The sequence below is a fragment of the Clavibacter sp. MX14-G9D genome (assembly GCF_032917815.1).
Taxonomy (GTDB): Bacteria; Actinomycetota; Actinomycetes; order Actinomycetales; family Microbacteriaceae; genus Clavibacter; species Clavibacter michiganensis_K.
In genome coordinates this window covers 32564-48583 of sequence record NZ_JAVCVL010000001.1, presented here as the reverse complement: position 1 = coordinate 48583, position 16020 = coordinate 32564, and the positions used below count along the sequence as shown (strand labels likewise).

The window sequence follows — 16020 nt, the reverse complement described above, 5'->3', positions numbered from 1 at the left end:
GAGCGTCGTCAGTGGCCCATGCCGAGGCCGCCGTCGACCGGGATCACGGCGCCGGAGATGTACGCGGCCTCGTCGGAGGCGATCCACGCGACCACGCCCGCGACCTCGGCGGCGGTGCCGTAGCGGCCGGCGGGGATGGTCTTCTTGTACTCGGCCGCGGTGGCCTCGGGGAGCTCCGCCGTCATGTCGGTCTCGATGAAGCCGGGGGCCACGACGTTGGCCGTGATGCCGCGGGCACCGAGCTCGCGGGTGATGGAGCGGGCGACGCCCACCAGCCCGCTCTTGGAGGCGGCGTAGTTGACCTGGCCGCCCGAGCCGTAGAGGCCGACGACGCTCGAGATGAGGACGATCCGGCCGAAGCGCGCCTTGAGCATGCCCTTCGACGCGCGCTTGACGACGCGGAACGCGCCCCCGAGGTTGGTGTCGACGACCTCGGTGAAGTCGTCGTCGCTCATCCGCATCATGAGCGTGTCGCGCGTGATGCCCGCGTTGGCCACCACGACCTCCACGGGTCCGTACGCCGCCTCGACCTCGGTGAACGCGGCGTCGACGGACGCGGCGTCGGTGACGTCGGCCCGCACGGTGAGGCTGCCCTCCGGGCCCTCGCCCGAGCGCGCGGTGACCGCCACGCGGTGTCCCCGGCGGAGCATCTCCTCGGCGATCGCGAACCCGATCCCCCTGTTGCCTCCGGTGACGACGACGGTGCGTGCGATGCTCATGGGGACCTTCCCTTACGGCTCGGCGGGGGCTTGCGGACTCGGACGAGCCTAGCGGTGGCGCGGCGTACCCTGGAGGGGATGGGGAGCGCGACGCTCCCCCGAAGGACGCCATCCACGCATGCCAACCCCGCAGCAGTCGGTCACCAGCCTCCCCCGGTCCCCGCAGGAGGACCGCCACGCCCGCATGGTGAAGTACACCATCGCCATGAGCATCCGCATGGTCTGCATCCTGTCCTGCCTCTTCCTGCAGGGCTGGTGGCTGGCCGTGGCCGCCATCGGCGCCATCGTCCTGCCGTACTTCGCCGTCATCCTCGCCAACGTGGGTGCCAACCAGGGCACCGCGGTGGAGCGGCCGGGCGGCGTCGTGGTCGTCTCGGCCCGCCACTCCGGCTTCCCGCCCACGGCGCCGACGTACACGCCCTCCGAGCCCTTCCGCGCGTCCGAGCCGTTCACCACGCCCGAGCCGTTCACCACGTACGAGACCGGGCGCGCGCCCGAGCCGCGTGCGTCCGACGTCCGACCCTCGACCGTGGGCGACGCGCCCGACACCCCGACCGGCGCGTGAGCGGGCTCGCCTCCTGGGGTCTCGGCGCCGCCGGTCCCGCCGACGTCGTCGAGTGCTCGCGCGCCGGCTGCCGTGCCGACGCCGGATGGCGCGTGGAGTGGCGGAACCCGCGCATCCACGCGGCCGATCGCGTGAAGACGTGGACGGCGTGCGACGAGCACGTCGGCTTCCTCCGCGAGTTCCTCGCCGGACGGGACTTCCCCGTCCGCGTCGCGGCCATCGACGATCCCGTCGAGGGGGCGATCCGGTGAACCGCTGGCGCTTCGTGCTCAACCGCCGCTGGGCCGGCTACCTCCTCGTGGCGGTCGTCTTCGCCATCGCCTGCGTGCTGCTCAGCCACTGGCAGTTCGCGCGCCGTGACGAGGCCGTGGCCGAGATCGCCAAGGTCGAGGACAACTGGGACAGCACGCCCCTCCCCGTCGAGCAGGTGCTGGGGGACACGGACGCCTACGTCGACACGCAGAAGTGGACGCCCGTCACCATGACGGGCACCTACCTGGTCGACGAGCAGCTCCTGGCCCGGAACCGGCCGTTCAACGGCCAGCCGGGCTTCGAGGTCCTCACGCCCCTGCGGCTCGACGACGGGCGGGTCTTCGTCGTCGACCGAGGATGGGTGCCCGTCGGCAACTCGCAGGACTCCCCGGACTCCGTCCCGGCACCGCCCGCGGGCGAGGTGACCGTCACGGCGCGGCTGAAGGCGGGCGAGCCGGAGCTCCCCGGGCGCTCCGCTCCCGAGGGCCAGATCGCCACGGTGCATCTGCCCGACATCGCGGACCGCGTGGGCGCCCCGACCTTCACGGCCGCGTACGGGCTCCTCATCTCGGAGGACCCGGCGCCGGCCGACGCGGCCCCGTTCGCGACGCCGCGTCCCACGGAGGACGAGGGCCCGCATCTCTCCTACGCGTTCCAGTGGATCGTCTTCGCGCTGATCGCGTTCGTGGGGCTGGGCGTCGCCGTCCGCAACGAGTACCGCATCATCAACGCCGACGATCCCGAGGAGCAGGACCGGGAGCGCGCCCGGCAGCTGAAGCGGGCGCGCAAGCAGCCGTCCGACGCGGACATCGAGGACCGCATCCTCGACGACGCGCGCTGACCCGGACACGACCGGTCCGGGCTCGCGGCGGTCCCGCCCGCGACGGTGCGACGCGGTCCTCGGGCGTCAGGCCAGCTCGATCAGGTCCATGTAGTCCGGGCTCCAGTGGTCCTCGGTGCCGTCCGGCATGATGAGGACCCGCTCCGGGTTCAGCGCCTCGACCGCACCCGAGTCGTGGCTGACGAGCACCACCGCGCCCGAGTACGTGTTGAGCGCGCCGAGGATCTCCTCGCGGCTCGCGGGATCCAGGTTGTTGGTGGGCTCGTCGAGCAGCAGCACGTTCGCACCCGAGACGACGATCATCGCCAGCGCCAGCCGCGTCTTCTCGCCGCCGGACAGGACCCCGGCGGGCTTGGCGGAGTCGTCGCCCGTGAACAGGAACGAGCCGAGCACCCGCCGGGCCTCCATCTCGGAGATGTCCGGCGAGGAGGACACCATGTTCTCCAGCACGCTGCGCTTCACGTCGATGGTCTCGTGCTCCTGCGCGTAGTAGCCGACCCGGAGACCGTGGCCGGGCTCGAGGCGCCCGGTGTCGGGCTGGTCGACGCCCGCGAGAATCCGCAGCAGGGTCGTCTTGCCCGCCCCGTTGAGCCCGAGGATCACGACCTTGCTGCCGCGGTCGATCGCGAGGTCCACAGCCGTGAAGATCTCGAGCGAGCCGTAGTTCTTGCTGAGGTCGCTCGCCATGAGCGGCGTGCGTCCGCAGGCCACCGGCTCGGGGAAGCGCAGCTTCGCGACGCGGTCGACCGCGCGCACCTCCTCTAGCCCGGACAGCATCTTCTCCGCGCGCCGCACCATCTGGTGGGCGGCCGCCGCCTTCGACGCCTTGGCGCCGAACTTCGCGGCCTGCAGCTGGAGGACGCCCGCCTTCTTCTCGACGTTGACGCGCTCCTTCTTGCGGCGCTCCTCGTCCGCGGCGCGCTGTCGCTGGTAGTGCTTCCAGCCCATGTTGTAGATGTCGATGACCATGCGGTTCGCGTCGAGGTAGAAGACGCGGTTGACGGTGTCGCCGACGAGCTCCACGTCGTGGCTGATCACGATGAGGCCGCCCTGGTAGCCCTTGAGGAACTCGCGGAGCCAGGTGACGCTGTCCGCGTCGAGGTGGTTGGTGGGCTCGTCGAGGAGCATCGTGTCGGCGCCGGAGAAGAGGATGCGCGCCAGCTCGATGCGGCGGCGCTGACCGCCGGAGAGGGTGCTGAGGGGCTGGTCGAGGATGCGGTCGGGCAGGCTGAGGTTGCTCGCGATGGACGCGGCCTCCGCCTCGGCCGCGTACCCGCCGAGGGCGACGAAGCGCTCCTCCAGGCGGCCGTAGTCCTTCATGGCCTTCGCCGAGACCTTCTCGTCCGTCGACGCCATGTCGAGCATCGCGCGCTGCATGTCGATCGACAGCGTCCCGAGCCCGCGGGCGTCGAGGATGCGCGTCCGCGCCAGGTCCTCGGGGTTGCCGGAGCGCGGGTCCTGCGGGAGGTAGCCGATCTCGCCGGAGCGGTCGATGCGGCCGCCCGTGGGCTGGCCCTCCCCCGCGAGGATCTTGGTGAGCGTGGTCTTGCCCGCGCCGTTGCGGCCGACGAGGCCGATCTTGTCCCCCGGGCTCACCCGGAACGAGACGTCCTCCATGAGGACGCGGGCGCCGACGCGCAGCTCCAGTTCGTGTACAGCGAGCACGGTGAGGGGTCCTTCTGGTCAGCGGATGTCCCACGGTCCGTGGGAGGAGGGCGACCCGCAGCAGAGGGGGTCGAGCCCGGTCGGTCGAGGGCGTTCATCGAACCCGACCGGTCCAGTGTACGAGACGGCGGCGGACGGGCCTCCCGCCGGGGCTCGCACGCGACGACGGCCCCACCCGAGGGTGGGGCCGTCGTCGGCCGAGCGGTGCGGATCAGATGGAGAAGCCGAGGGCCCGCATCATGTCGCGGCCGTCGTCGGTGATCCGCTCGGGACCCCACGGCGGCATCCACACCCAGTTGATGCGGAACGCGGCGACGACGCCGTCGAGCGCCTCCGCCGTCTGCTCCTCGAGCACGTCGGTCAGCGGGCAGCCCGCCGACGTCAGCGTCATGTGGATGATGAGCGCGTCGTTCTCGTCGTCCCACGCGAGGTCGTAGATGAGGCCCAGGTCCACCACGTTGATCCCGAGCTCGGGATCCATGACGTCCTTGAGCGCCTCCTCGACCTCGTCGAACTTCTGCGGGGTCAGGGTGCTCTGCGTGCTCACGCGGTCACCGTGGTGGAGGGCGTCAGGAAGCGGTCGTAGCCCTCCTCCTCGAGGCGGTCGGCCAGCTCGCGGCCGCCCTGCTCGGCGACCCGTCCGGCGACGAACACGTGGACGAAGTCGGGCTGGATGTAGCGGAGGATGCGCGTGTAGTGCGTGATGAGCAGGAGGCCGAGCCCCGTGTTCGCCTTCGCGCGGTTGACCCCCTCGGACACGATCTTGAGCGCGTCGACGTCGAGGCCGGAGTCGGTCTCGTCGAGCACGGCGAACTTGGGCTTCAGCAGCTCGAGCTGCAGCACCTCGTTGCGCTTCTTCTCGCCACCGGAGAAGCCCTCGTTGACGTTGCGCTCGGCGAACGCCGGGTCCATCTTCAGCGCCGCCATGGAGGTGCGGACGTCCTTGATCCAGCCGCGGATGGCCGGCGCCTCGCCGTCGATCGCGGTCTTGGCGGTGCGCAGGAAGTTGGTGGTCGTGACGCCGGGGATCTCGACCGGGTACTGCATGGCGAGGAAGAGGCCCGCGCGGGCGCGCTCGTCCACCGTCATGTCGAGGACCTCGACGCCGTCGAGCGTCACCGAGCCGGAGTCGACGTGGTACTTGGGGTGGCCAGCGATGGAGTAGGCCAGCGTGGACTTGCCGGAGCCGTTGGGGCCCATGATCGCGTGGATCTCGCCCTCGTTGATCGTGAGGTCGACGCCCTTGAGGATCTGCTTGCGGCCCTGCTCGGTGTCGACGCTGACGTGCAGGTCGGAGATGGTGAGTGTTGACATCGGTGCGTTCCTCTAGCTCTTCGGGGTGGTGTCGATGTGGATGTCGCCGTCCACGATGGACACGGGGTAGACGGGGACGGGCTCGTACGCCGGCAGCGTGCGCGGCTTGCCCGTCTCCAGGGAGAACTTGGACCCGTGGGCCCAGCACTCCAGGGTGTCGCCCTCGACGAAGCCCTCGGCCAGCGAGATGTCGCCGTGCGTGCAGGTGTCGCCGATGGCGTGCACCGTGCCCGAGGAGTCCTTCACGAGCGCGATGGCGAGGCCCTCGATCTCGATGCGCAGCGCCTCGTTCTCGCCGAGCTCGTCGACGGCGCAGATGCGGACCGCGGTCATCGTGCGACCGCCCCGGTTGCCGCGCCCGTGGATCCGGAGAGCTCCGCCTCGATGGCGGACTGGAGCCGCTCCTCGAGCTCGGGGACGCCGATCTGCTGGACGATCTCGCTGAGGAAGCCGCGGACGACGAGGCGTCGCGCCTCCTCCTCCGTGATCCCGCGGGCCTGCAGGTAGAACAGCTGCTCGTCGTCGAACCGGCCCGTGGCGCTCGCGTGACCCGCGCCGGCGATGTCGCCGGTCTCGATCTCGAGGTTCGGCACCGAGTCGGCGCGCGTGCCGTCCGTGAGGACCAGGTTGCGGTTCTGCTCGTAGCTGTCGGTGCCCGGGGCGGAGCGTCGGATGAGGACGTCGCCGATCCAGACGGTGCGCGCCCCGGCGCCCTGGAGCGCACCCTTGTAGGTGACGCGGCTGCGGGTGTTGGGCGCGTCGTGGTCCACGTAGACCTGCTGCTCGAGGTGCTGGCCCGCATCAGCGAAGTAGACGCCGAGCAGCTCGCCGTCGGCGCCCTCGTGGGAGAGGTGCGCGGAGGGGTTGACCCGCACGATGGATCCGCCGAGCGTCACCACCACGTGCTTGAGCTTCGCGTCCCGACCGACGACGGCCTGGTGCGCGGCCAGGTGGCGCGCCTCGTCGTCCCACTGCTGGACGGTGACGACGGTCAGCTCCGCCTGGTCGCCGACGACGATCTCGACGTTCTCGGCGAGCGACGCGGAGCCGGCGTTGTCGAGGATGACGACGCCGCGGCTGAAGGGCGCGGCGGTGATGAGGGTGTGCGCGGCGCGGGGAGCCGGGCCGAGCTCGGAGCGGCCGACCGTGACGGTGACGCGCTCCTCCCCCGTGACCTCGATGGCCAGCGCCTCGCCGAACGACGACCAGGCATTCGCCTGGGCGCGGTCCTCGGGGGCGCCTGCGGTGCCGATGCGCGCGTCGTCCCGGGCGACCCAAGACACGGAGGTGCCCTCGGCGTCGCTGTGGGTGACGGGGTAGCGCCCGCCGTCGAGCTCACCGGAGATGAGGTCGTCGAGCCGGCGGACGGGCGTCAGCTTCCAGACGGCCTCGCGGCTGGTCACGGCGTCGAACGCCTCGACGTCGGTGGAGGTGAAGCGCTCGGAGCGGGTCTGGATGGGGATGACGCCCCACCCACCGTCGGTGTGCGCGCGGGCGCCGTTGCCGATGGGGGCGACGGCATCTGTGGTGGCGAGTGGGGTCGTCATCTAGCCGACGGATCCTTCCATGCCCATCTCGATGAGCTTGTTGAGTTCGAGCGCGTACTCCATGGGGAGCTCGCGGGCGATGGGCTCGATGAAGCCGCGGACGATCATGGCCATGGCCTCGTCCTCGGGCATGCCCCGGCTCATCAGGTAGAACAGCTGCTCCTCGCTGACGCGCGAGACCGTGGCCTCGTGCCCGAGCTGGACGTCGTCCACGCGGATGTCGATGGCGGGGTACGTGTCGGAGCGGGAGATGGTGTCGACCAGCAGCGCGTCGCAGCGGACCGTGTTGGCGGAGTGGTGCGCCGCGGCGTCCACGCGGATCTCGCCGCGGTAGCCGGCCCGTCCGCCGCCGCGGGCGATCGACTTGGAGACGATCGACGACTGCGTGTACGGCGCCATGTGCACCATCTTCGCGCCGGCGTCCTGGTGCTGGCCGGGGCCCGCGAACGCGACCGAGAGGGTCTCGCCCTTGGCGCGCTCGCCCATGAGGTAGATGGAGGGGTACTTCATCGTGACCTTGGACCCGATGTTGCCGTCGATCCACTCCATGGTCGCGCCCTCGGCCGCCGTCGCGCGCTTGGTGACCAGGTTGTAGACGTTGTTCGACCAGTTCTGGATGGTCGTGTAGCGGACGCGGGCGTCCTTCTTCACGATGATCTCGACGACCGCGGAGTGCAGCGAGTCGGACTTGTAGATGGGCGCGGTGCAGCCCTCGATGTAGTGGACGTAGCTGCCCTCGTCCGCGATGATCAGCGTCCGCTCGAACTGGCCCATGTTCTCGGTGTTGATGCGGAAGTAGGCCTGCAGCGGGATCTCGACGTGGACGCCCTTGGGCACGTACACGAACGATCCGCCCGACCACACGGCCGTGTTCAGCGCGGCGAACTTGTTGTCGCCCGCGGGGATGACGGTGCCGAAGTACTCCTTGAACAGCTCCGGGTGCTCGCGCAGCGCGGTGTCGGTGTCCATGAAGATGACGCCCTGGTCCTCGAGGTCCTTCTGGATCGAGTGGAAGACGACCTCGGACTCGTACTGGGCCGCGACGCCGGAGACGAGGCGCTGGCGCTCCGCCTCGGGGATGCCGAGCCGCTCGTACGTGTTCTTGATGTCGTCGGGCAGGTCCTCCCACGTCTGGGCCTGCTTCTCCGTGGAGCGCACGAAGTACTTGATGTTGTCGAAGTCGATGCCCGAGAGGTCGGCGCCCCAGGTCGGCATGGGCTTCCGGCCGAAGAGCTCGTAGCCCTTCATGCGGTTGGCGAGCATCCACTCCGGCTCGCTCTTGCGACGGGAGATGTCGGCGACGACCTCGGGCGAGATGCCCCGCTTGGCGGAGGCCCCGGCGACGTCCGAGTCGGACCAGCCGAACTCGTACTGCCCCAGGCTCTCGAGCTCGGGTCGGTCGATGAGCACATCTGACATGGCTACCTGCTTTCCTGACGATCTGGGCGTATCAGCGCCGTATCGGCATGCCCCCCGCACGGCGACGCCGCTTCGGTGACGGGGGAAGACTGTGGGTGTCCGGGATGCGGCGGCTTCACGCCTCGCGCCCCTCTTAGGATGAACACGAACGCGGGTGGACTTGTTCCCGCCGTCCTCGCTGACGTGCCGGATGCTGCAAGACCCGACGTGTTCCATGAACCACCCGATTCTACGGGCAATCCAGCGGGCGCGGAAGGCAGGCAGTGACTCACGGCACCGATGCGGGGCAGTCTCCCAGTGGGAGCGTGCTAGGTCAGACCCTCATGGTCGGGAGGCGGCTGCGCGAGCGGCTGCCGGACGGGATCACGCGGACGACGCGCCTCCTCGTCTGGACGACGCTGGTGGTGCAGACGCTCGTCGTCGGCACGGGCGGGCTCGTCCGCCTGACGGGCTCCGGCCTCGGCTGCCCGACGTGGCCGAGGTGCACCGAGGACTCCTTCGTCTCGACGCCCGAGATGGGCGTCCACGGCGTCATCGAGTTCGGCAACCGCCTGCTGACGTTCCTCCTGGTCATCGTCGCGATCGCCACGTTCCTCGCGGTGCTGCGGCTGCGGAACCGGGGCCGCGGGCTGTTCTCGCTCGCCCTGGCCATCGGCCTCGGCATCCCCGCGCAGGGGGTCATCGGCGGCATCACGGTCCTCACGGGCCTCAACCCGTACATCGTGGGTCTCCACTTCGTCGTGTCCGTCGTGCTCGTGGTGCTGTCGACCGTGCTGGTGTGGCGCACCTACCACCCCCTCGACGAGGCCGAGCGCTCGGTGCCGGCCTCCTTCCTGGCGCTCGCCCGGGTCACCGCCGTCGTGGTGGGCATCACGATCCTCGTCGGGATCGTCGTCACCGGATCCGGCCCGCACGCCGGCGACCAGGGCGCGGCGCGCAACGGCCTCGACCCCGAGCTGCTGCAGCACGTGCACAGCTGGCCCGCCTACGCGACCTTCGGCCTGACCGTCGTCCTCGTCGTCGTCGCGGCGCGGAACCGCTGGACGGCGGTGTCGCGGTGGACCCGGATGCTGCTCGCCGTCGAGCTCGTCCAGATCGCCGTGGGCCTCATCCAGGCGCGGACGGGCCTGCCGGAGTTCCTCGTCGGGCTGCACATGGTGCTGGCCTGCCTCCTCGCCTCGGCGATGACGGCGACGCTCCTCAGCACGACCCGCCGCGCGGACACCCTCCGGCTCACCCCCGCGGAGGTCCGGCGCTCTGCGCACGTCGGCTGACCCGTCGCCCGCCCGGACCACGCCCGCCCGAGCGCCCCTCGCGGCGGGCGTCGTCGTGTCCGGCGAGCGTCGTCGTGCCCGGTGGGCCGGTGATCCAGGCCCCGCTGACGGGTCCCCGTGCATCCGTCCCCGAGTCGAGGAGAGGGCGATCTCCGCGCACGTCCCGTGACGGGGCATCGCCGGCGCACGGGGGTCGGCCCACCGGGCGCGGACCCCGTCCTCCCCGGAAGGACGGCCGGGCGGCACGTGCGGCACGCACGACTCGACCGCGAGCCGTAGGACCAGCCGGCGTCGCCGGGGCGGGGGGGGACCGGAGGCCCCGACCTCGTCGCGGCTCGGGATCAGCCCGGAGGCTCAGCCCCCGTCGCGATCAGAAGGGCAGCAGCGGGTCGATCCCCACCGCCAGGAACAGCAGCGACAGGTACGAGATCGACGCGTGGAAGACGCGCATGGGCTTGATCGGCTCGTGCCGGACCGCGAGGTCGTAGAGGCGGTGCGTCTCGTAGACGAACCAGCCGCCGCCCGCGAGCGCCGCGACCGTGTAGACGAGTCCCATCCCCGCGACCGGGATCAGCAGGAGCGAGCACGCGAGCGTGGCCCACGCGTACAGGATGGTCTGCAGGCCGACCGCGGCGCGTCCGCGGACGACGGCGAGCATGGGCACGTTGACCGAGGCGTAGTCGTCGCGGTACTTCATGGACAGCGGCCAGTAGTGCGGCGGCGTCCAGAGGAACACGATCATGAACAGGATGACCGGGGCCCAGGAGATGTCGCCGGTGACCGCGGCCCAGCCGATGAGCACGGGCATGCACCCGGCGGCCCCGCCCCAGACGATGTTCTGCGGCGTGCGGCGCTTCAGCCAGAGCGTGTAGACGAAGACGTAGAAGAGGATCGCGGCGAGCGAGAGCGCGGCGGCGAGCCAGTTGGAGATGACGCCCAGCCAGACGATGCTGGCGACGCCGATGATCCAGGCGAAGACGAGCGCCTCGCGGTCCGTCAGCTCCCCCGTCACGAGGGGGCGGCGCTGCGTGCGCTTCATGACGCGGTCGATGTCGCGGTCGATGTAGCAGTTGAACGCGTTGGCGCTGCCGGCGCTCAGCGAGCCGCCGACGAGGACGCCGAGGATCAGCCAGGGGTTCGGCCACCCGCCCTGGGCGAGGATCATCACGGGCGCCGTCGTCACGAGCAGGAGCTCGATGACGCGCGGCTTCGTCAGTGCGACGTACGCCTTGGTCTTCCTCGCCAGGCCGATCGTCTCCCGATCGACCCGACTCTGCACCGCAACGTTCATCGCACCTCTAACTCGCCGGACATTCCCTCCCCATGGTAGGCCACGGCACCTGCGAGCCGAGCCGCGCGGGGCCCGTCGCGAGGCCCGCCGGAACACCGAGGGGCAAGTGGGTGTTCCCTATACTGATAGCCGGTCCGGCTGGGCCTCCCCCATCTTCAGAAGGGCTAGAACCAAGTGGCAGCATTGCAATGGGACCCCATCGACAGCAAGGCGGTCGACACCGCACGGATCCTCGCCGCGGATGCGGTCGAGAAGGTCGGAAACGGTCACCCCGGCACCGCCATGAGCCTCGCCCCGGCGGCCTACCTCCTCTTCCAGAAGGTCATGCGCCGCGACCCGTCCGACAGCACCTGGATCGGTCGCGACCGGTTCATCCTCTCGGTGGGCCACAGCTCGCTCACGCAGTACACGCAGTTCTTCCTCGGCGGCTACGGCCTCGAGATCGAGGACCTGCAGGCGCTCCGCACGTGGGACTCCAAGACCCCGGGCCACCCCGAGTACGGCCACACCGACGGCGTCGAGATCACCACGGGCCCCCTCGGCCAGGGCCTCGCCTCCTCGGTCGGATTCGCCTACGCGGCCCGCTTCGAGCGCGGCCTGTTCGACCCCGAGGCGCCCGTCGGCGAGAGCCCCTTCGACCACTTCGTCTACGTGATCGCGGGCGACGGCGACATGCAGGAGGGCATCACCTCCGAGGCCTCGTCCCTCGCCGGCCACCAGGAACTCGGCAACCTCATCGCGATCTACGACAGCAACCAGATCTCCATCGAGGACGACACCGACATCGCGTTCACCGAGGACGTGGCCGCGCGCTACGAGTCCTACGGCTGGCACGTGCAGCACGTCGACTGGAAGCGGTCCGGCGAGTACGTCGAGGACGTCCAGGAGCTGTTCGACGCCGTCGAGGCCGCGAAGGCCGAGACGCGGAAGCCCTCGCTGATCATCCTGAAGACCATCATCGGCTGGCCGTCCCCGAAGAAGCAGAACTCGGGCAAGATCCACGGCTCCGCCCTGGGCGCCGAGGAGCTCGCGGCCGTCAAGGAGATCGTCGGCTTCGACCCCGAGAAGTCGTTCGAGGTGCCGGACGGCGTCCTCGAGCACACCCGGAAGGCCGTCGAGCGCGGCCAGGAGCAGCACCGCGAGTGGGACGGGAAGCTGGCCGCCTGGGCCGAGGCCAACCCCGAGCGGAAGACCCTCCTCGACCGCGTACTCGCGGGTGACGCCCCCGAGGGCCTCGACGCCGCGCTCCCCGTCTTCCCGGCGGGCAAGGACGTCTCGACGCGCGCCGCGTCCGGCAAGGTCATCAACGCCATCGCCGAGGTCATGCCCGAGCTGTGGGGCGGCTCCGCCGACCTCGCCGAGTCGAACAACACGACCATCGAGTCGGCGCCGTCGTTCGTCCCCGCCGAGCGCTCCACCGACATGTGGAAGGGCGACCCCTACGGCCGCGTCCTCCACTTCGGCATCCGCGAGCACGCCATGGGCGCGATCCTCAACGGCATCGTGCTGCACGGCAACACGCGCCCCTTCGGCGGCACGTTCCTCATCTTCAGCGACTACATGCGTCCGGCGGTCCGTCTCGCCGCGCTCATGAAGGCGCCGTCGATCTTCGTGTGGACCCACGACTCGGTCGCCCTCGGCGGCGACGGGCCGACCCACCAGCCGGTGGAGCAGCTCGCCAGCCTCCGGGCCATCCCGGGCCTCGACGTCATCCGCCCCGCGGACGCCAACGAGACGGCGCAGGCGTGGAAGACGATCCTCACGCGCCGCATGGGTCCCGCCGGCATCGCGCTCTCGCGCCAGAACCTCCCGGTCCTGGAGCGCGGCACGGGCGACGCCACCGCCACCGAGTACGCCTCGGCCGCCGGCGTCGCCAAGGGCGCCTACATCCTGGCCGACACCGAGGGCACGCCCGACGTGATCCTCATCGCCACGGGCTCCGAGGTGCAGTTCGCCGTCGAGGCCCGCGAGGCCCTCGCCGGCGAGGGCGTCCAGGCCCGCGTCGTCAGCGCCCCGAGCCTCGAGTGGTTCGAGGAGCAGGACGCCGCGTACAAGGAGCACGTCCTCCCCGAGGCGGTCGCCGCGCGCGTCTCCGTCGAGGCGGGCATCTCGCTCTCCTGGAAGCAGTACGTCGGGCACCACGGCCGCAGCATCTCGATCGAGCACTTCGGCGCCAGCGCCGAGTACGAGGTCCTGTACCGCGAGTTCGGCATCACCACAGAGGCCGTCGTGAAGGCGGCCCAGGAGTCCATCGCCTCCCTCGCGTAGCTGACGAGGAGCGGGGCGGCCGAGCTGCTCCGCTCCCCGCCGGACCCCCGACCGGTCCGCCGGCCGGGACCCGGGAGGGGCGTGCATCGCGCGCCCCTCCCCCCGAACCTCACAACCAGCATGAAGAAGGCAACATGACCGACACCACTTCCCCCACCGCGCAGCTCTCCGCCGCGGGCGTCAGCATCTGGCTCGACGACCTGTCCCGCGAGCGCATCGATGCCAAGGGCATCGAGAAGGTGATCGCCGAGCGCGACGTCGTCGGCATCACGACGAACCCCACCATCTTCGCGTCGGCCCTCGCCAAGGGCGAGGCGTACGACGCCCAGGTCCGCGAGCTCGCGGCCGACGGCGCCGACGTCGACCGCGCGGTCTTCGAGATCACCACCCGCGACGTGGGCGAGGCCGCGCGCATCTTCCGCCCCGTCTACGACCGCACCGCCGGCTTCGACGGCCGCGTCTCCATCGAGGTCTCCCCCGACTTCGCGAACGACACGCAGGCCACCATCGACGAGGCCCACAAGCTGTGGGAGAAGATCGCCGAGCCGAACGTCATGATCAAGATCCCGGCGACCCGCGAGGGCCTCGAGGCCATCACCGAGGTCATCGGCGCCGGCATCAGCGTCAACGTCACGCTGATCTTCTCGCTCGAGCGCTACCGCGAGGTCATCAACGCGTACCTCACCGGCCTCGAGAAGGCCAAGGCGGCGGGCATCGACCTGTCCACCATCCACTCGGTCGCGTCCTTCTTCGTGTCGCGGGTCGACACCGAGATCGACAAGCGCCTCGACGCGCTCGGCACCGACGAGGCCACCGCGCTGAAGAGCAAGGCCGGCGTCGCCAACGCGCAGCTCGCCTACCAGGCCTTCGAGCAGTCCTTCGCGTCCGAGCGGGCCCAGGGCCTCCTCGGCGCCGGCGCCAACAAGCAGCGCCCGCTGTGGGCGTCCACGGGCGTCAAGAGCCCGGACCTGCCCGACACGCTGTACGTCACGCAGCTCGTCGCCGCGGACGTCGTCAACACGATGCCGGAGAAGACGCTCGACGCGACCTTCGACCACGGCGTCATCGAGGGTGACACCATCACGGGCTCCTACGACGCCGCCAACGACGTGCTCGACCGCGTCGACGCCCTCGGCATCTCCTACAAGGAGGTCACCGAGCTCCTCGAGGAGGAGGGCGTCGCGAAGTTCAAGGTGTCGTGGAGCGAGCTCATCGAGACCGTCACCAACGCCCTGGACGGCGCCAAGTGAGCGTCCGCATCGCGCTGAGCGGTGCGGCGGCCACGGCCGTCGAGACCCACGTCCCCGCGCTCGTCGAGGCGCACGTCGCCTCCGGCATCACCGGGCTCGACGGCACCCTATGGGGAGCCGACGCCGAGTCCGAGGCCACGAAGCGCCTCGGCTGGACGCAGGCGGTCTCCGTCTCGCGTCCGCTCGTCGCCGAGATCACGGCGCTCCGCGAGGAGCTCCGCGGCCAGGGCGTCGACCACATCGTCCTCGGGGGCATGGGCGGCTCGTCGCTCGCGCCCGAGGTCATCACGCGCACCGCGGGCGTCGAGCTCACGGTCCTCGACTCGACCGACCCGGGGCAGGTGCTCGCCGCCCTCGGCGACCGGCTCGCCACGACGGCCGTCGTCATCTCCTCCAAGTCGGGCTCGACGCTCGAGACGGACAGCCAGAAGCGCGTGTACGAGCGGTCCTTCCGCGAGGCGGGCATCGATCCCACCGCGCGCATCGTCATCGTGACCGACCCGGGATCCCCGCTCGACGAGTCCGCCCGTGCCGACGGGTACCGCGTCTTCAACGCCGACCCGGACGTGGGCGGCCGCTACAGCGCCCTCACGGCGTTCGGCCTCGTGCCGTCCGGCCTCGCCGGCGCCGACATCGGAGGCCTCCTCGACGAGGCGGAGGCGGCGTCCGCGCAGCTCGCCGTCGACGACGTGTCGAACCCGGGCCTCGTGCTCGGAGCCGCCATCGCCGGCACCTCGCCCCTCAAGGACAAGCTCGGCATCGTCTCCGACGGCACCCACATCGTGGGCTTCGGCGACTGGGTCGAGCAGCTCATCGCGGAGTCCACCGGCAAGCTCGGCACGGGCCTCCTGCCCGTCGTGCTGCCGACGGACGCCCCCGAGCTCGGCCTCGACCTCGCCGACCTGCAGATCGCGCGGCTCGTCGCCGACGTCGACGCGCACGACGCGGCCGAGGGCGAGATCGTCATCAGCGGCACGCTGGGCGCGCAAATCCTCACGTGGGAGTACGCCGTCGCGGTCGCGGGCCGCCTGCTCGAGATCAACCCCTTCGACCAGCCCGACGTGGAGGCCGCCAAGGTCGCCGCGCGCGGTCTGCTGGACGACCGTCCCGCCCCCGAGGCCCCCGTCGTCACGACGGACGGCATCGAGGTCCGGGGCACGTCCGACGTCACCGAGGGCGCCACGGACGTGTCCTCCGCCATCGACGCCCTGCTCGCGCACGTCGGCCCCACGGGCTACGTCGCCGTACAGGCGTTCGTCGACCGCCTCGCGCTCCCCGAGCTCGAGCGCCTCCGCGACGCCGTCGCCCGCAAGGCCGGCCGTCCGGTGACGTTCGGCTGGGGCCCGCGCTTCCTGCACTCCACGGGGCAGTTCCACAAGGGCGGCACCCCCGTCGGCGTGTTCCTGCAGATCACCGCGGACGCGGCCGAGGACCTCGCGATCCCCGACCGCCCCTTCACCTTCGGCGAGCTCATCCAGGCCCAGGCCGCCGGCGACGCCACCGTGCTCGCCGAGCACGGTCGTCCGGTCCTGCGCCTGAACCTGACCGACCCCACCACGGACGCCCGGGCCCTGCTCTCGACGCTCGAATGACCGCATCGCCGGATCCGTCCGGC

The 16020-nt window shown here is 70.9% G+C and carries 15 protein-coding genes; 7 read left to right on the top strand and 8 right to left on the bottom strand.

Annotated elements, in window-relative coordinates:
• Positions 1-8: 8 nt before the first annotated feature.
• A complete protein-coding gene (fabG, locus tag Q6969_RS00200; RefSeq protein ID WP_317228648.1) occupies positions 9-719 on the bottom strand; it encodes a 3-oxoacyl-ACP reductase FabG in 711 nt (236 codons plus the stop codon).
• A 118-nt stretch (positions 720-837) separates the two neighbouring features.
• Here fabG and Q6969_RS00195 point away from each other — a divergent pair, with 118 nt between their 5' ends.
• From Q6969_RS00195 to Q6969_RS00185, 3 genes are read left to right on the top strand one after another with little or no spacing between them, the layout of a single operon-like run.
• Positions 838-1284, top strand: coding sequence for a DUF3099 domain-containing protein (locus tag Q6969_RS00195; protein ID WP_317228647.1), 447 nt, complete (start codon positions 838-840; stop codon positions 1282-1284).
• Positions 1281-1535 carry a hypothetical protein gene (locus Q6969_RS00190; RefSeq protein ID WP_317228646.1) on the top strand — a complete coding sequence of 85 codons (255 nt, stop codon included), beginning with the start codon at positions 1281-1283 and terminating at the stop codon, positions 1533-1535. The genes Q6969_RS00195 and Q6969_RS00190 overlap by 4 nt, the downstream gene beginning before the upstream one ends.
• A complete protein-coding gene (locus tag Q6969_RS00185; protein ID WP_317228644.1) occupies positions 1532-2377 on the top strand; it encodes an SURF1 family protein in 846 nt (281 codons plus the stop codon). The genes Q6969_RS00190 and Q6969_RS00185 overlap by 4 nt, the downstream gene beginning before the upstream one ends.
• Before the next feature lie 66 nt (positions 2378-2443).
• On the opposite strand, the gene Q6969_RS00180 is transcribed toward Q6969_RS00185, so the two are convergent.
• The 6 genes from Q6969_RS00180 to sufB form a co-directional block, all read right to left on the bottom strand.
• A complete protein-coding gene (locus Q6969_RS00180; RefSeq protein ID WP_094115983.1) occupies positions 2444-4042 on the bottom strand; it encodes an ABC-F family ATP-binding cassette domain-containing protein in 1599 nt (532 codons plus the stop codon).
• Positions 4043-4253: 211 nt separating this feature from the next.
• The gene (locus tag Q6969_RS00175; RefSeq protein ID WP_043669540.1) at positions 4254-4589 is read right to left on the bottom strand and encodes a metal-sulfur cluster assembly factor; all 336 of its coding nucleotides are present in this window, start codon (positions 4587-4589) and stop codon (positions 4254-4256) included.
• Positions 4586-5356: a Fe-S cluster assembly ATPase SufC gene (sufC, locus tag Q6969_RS00170; RefSeq protein WP_094115984.1), complete on the bottom strand. Its 771-nt coding sequence runs from the start codon at positions 5354-5356 to the stop codon at positions 4586-4588. The genes Q6969_RS00175 and sufC overlap by 4 nt, the downstream gene beginning before the upstream one ends.
• A gap of 12 nt (positions 5357-5368) precedes the next feature.
• On the bottom strand, positions 5369-5689 hold the full coding sequence (locus Q6969_RS00165; protein WP_045528105.1) for a non-heme iron oxygenase ferredoxin subunit: 321 nt from the start codon (positions 5687-5689) through the stop codon (positions 5369-5371).
• A complete protein-coding gene (gene sufD / locus Q6969_RS00160; RefSeq protein ID WP_317228643.1) occupies positions 5686-6903 on the bottom strand; it encodes a Fe-S cluster assembly protein SufD in 1218 nt (405 codons plus the stop codon). Before sufD ends, Q6969_RS00165 begins: the two co-directional genes overlap by 4 nt.
• Positions 6904-8322: a Fe-S cluster assembly protein SufB gene (gene sufB / locus Q6969_RS00155; protein ID WP_094115985.1), complete on the bottom strand. Its 1419-nt coding sequence runs from the start codon at positions 8320-8322 to the stop codon at positions 6904-6906.
• A 263-nt stretch (positions 8323-8585) separates the two neighbouring features.
• On the opposite strand from sufB, the gene Q6969_RS00150 reads away from it, so the two are divergent.
• A complete protein-coding gene (locus tag Q6969_RS00150; RefSeq protein WP_317228642.1) occupies positions 8586-9596 on the top strand; it encodes a COX15/CtaA family protein in 1011 nt (336 codons plus the stop codon).
• A gap of 370 nt (positions 9597-9966) precedes the next feature.
• On the opposite strand, the gene Q6969_RS00145 is transcribed toward Q6969_RS00150, so the two are convergent.
• The gene (locus Q6969_RS00145; RefSeq protein WP_317228641.1) at positions 9967-10887 is read right to left on the bottom strand and encodes a heme o synthase; all 921 of its coding nucleotides are present in this window, start codon (positions 10885-10887) and stop codon (positions 9967-9969) included.
• A gap of 174 nt (positions 10888-11061) precedes the next feature.
• On the opposite strand from Q6969_RS00145, the gene tkt reads away from it, so the two are divergent.
• The 3 genes from tkt to Q6969_RS00130 all read left to right on the top strand — a co-directional run bounded on the left by tkt (position 11062) and on the right by Q6969_RS00130 (position 15997).
• On the top strand, positions 11062-13155 hold the full coding sequence (gene tkt / locus Q6969_RS00140) for a transketolase (protein ID WP_317228640.1): 2094 nt from the start codon (positions 11062-11064) through the stop codon (positions 13153-13155).
• Positions 13156-13289: 134 nt separating this feature from the next.
• Positions 13290-14405, top strand: coding sequence for a transaldolase (gene tal, locus Q6969_RS00135; protein WP_317228639.1), 1116 nt, complete (start codon positions 13290-13292; stop codon positions 14403-14405).
• Entirely contained in the window at positions 14402-15997 is a 1596-nt protein-coding gene (locus tag Q6969_RS00130; protein WP_317228638.1) for a glucose-6-phosphate isomerase, read from the top strand. The genes tal and Q6969_RS00130 overlap by 4 nt, the downstream gene beginning before the upstream one ends.
• Positions 15998-16020 lie beyond the last annotated feature (23 nt).

Coding starts and splice junctions, on each gene's coding strand:
- fabG (WP_317228648.1), bottom strand. CDS start 719: ATGAGCATCGCACGCACCGTCGTCGTCACCGGAGGCAACAGGGGGATC.
- Q6969_RS00195 (WP_317228647.1), top strand. CDS start 838: ATGCCAACCCCGCAGCAGTCGGTCACCAGCCTCCCCCGGTCCCCGCAG.
- sufC (WP_094115984.1), bottom strand. CDS start 5,356: ATGTCAACACTCACCATCTCCGACCTGCACGTCAGCGTCGACACCGAG.
- Q6969_RS00165 (WP_045528105.1), bottom strand. CDS start 5,689: ATGACCGCGGTCCGCATCTGCGCCGTCGACGAGCTCGGCGAGAACGAG.
- sufD (WP_317228643.1), bottom strand. CDS start 6,903: ATGACGACCCCACTCGCCACCACAGATGCCGTCGCCCCCATCGGCAAC.
- sufB (WP_094115985.1), bottom strand. CDS start 8,322: ATGTCAGATGTGCTCATCGACCGACCCGAGCTCGAGAGCCTGGGGCAG.
- Q6969_RS00145 (WP_317228641.1), bottom strand. CDS start 10,887: ATGAACGTTGCGGTGCAGAGTCGGGTCGATCGGGAGACGATCGGCCTG.
- tal (WP_317228639.1), top strand. CDS start 13,290: ATGACCGACACCACTTCCCCCACCGCGCAGCTCTCCGCCGCGGGCGTC.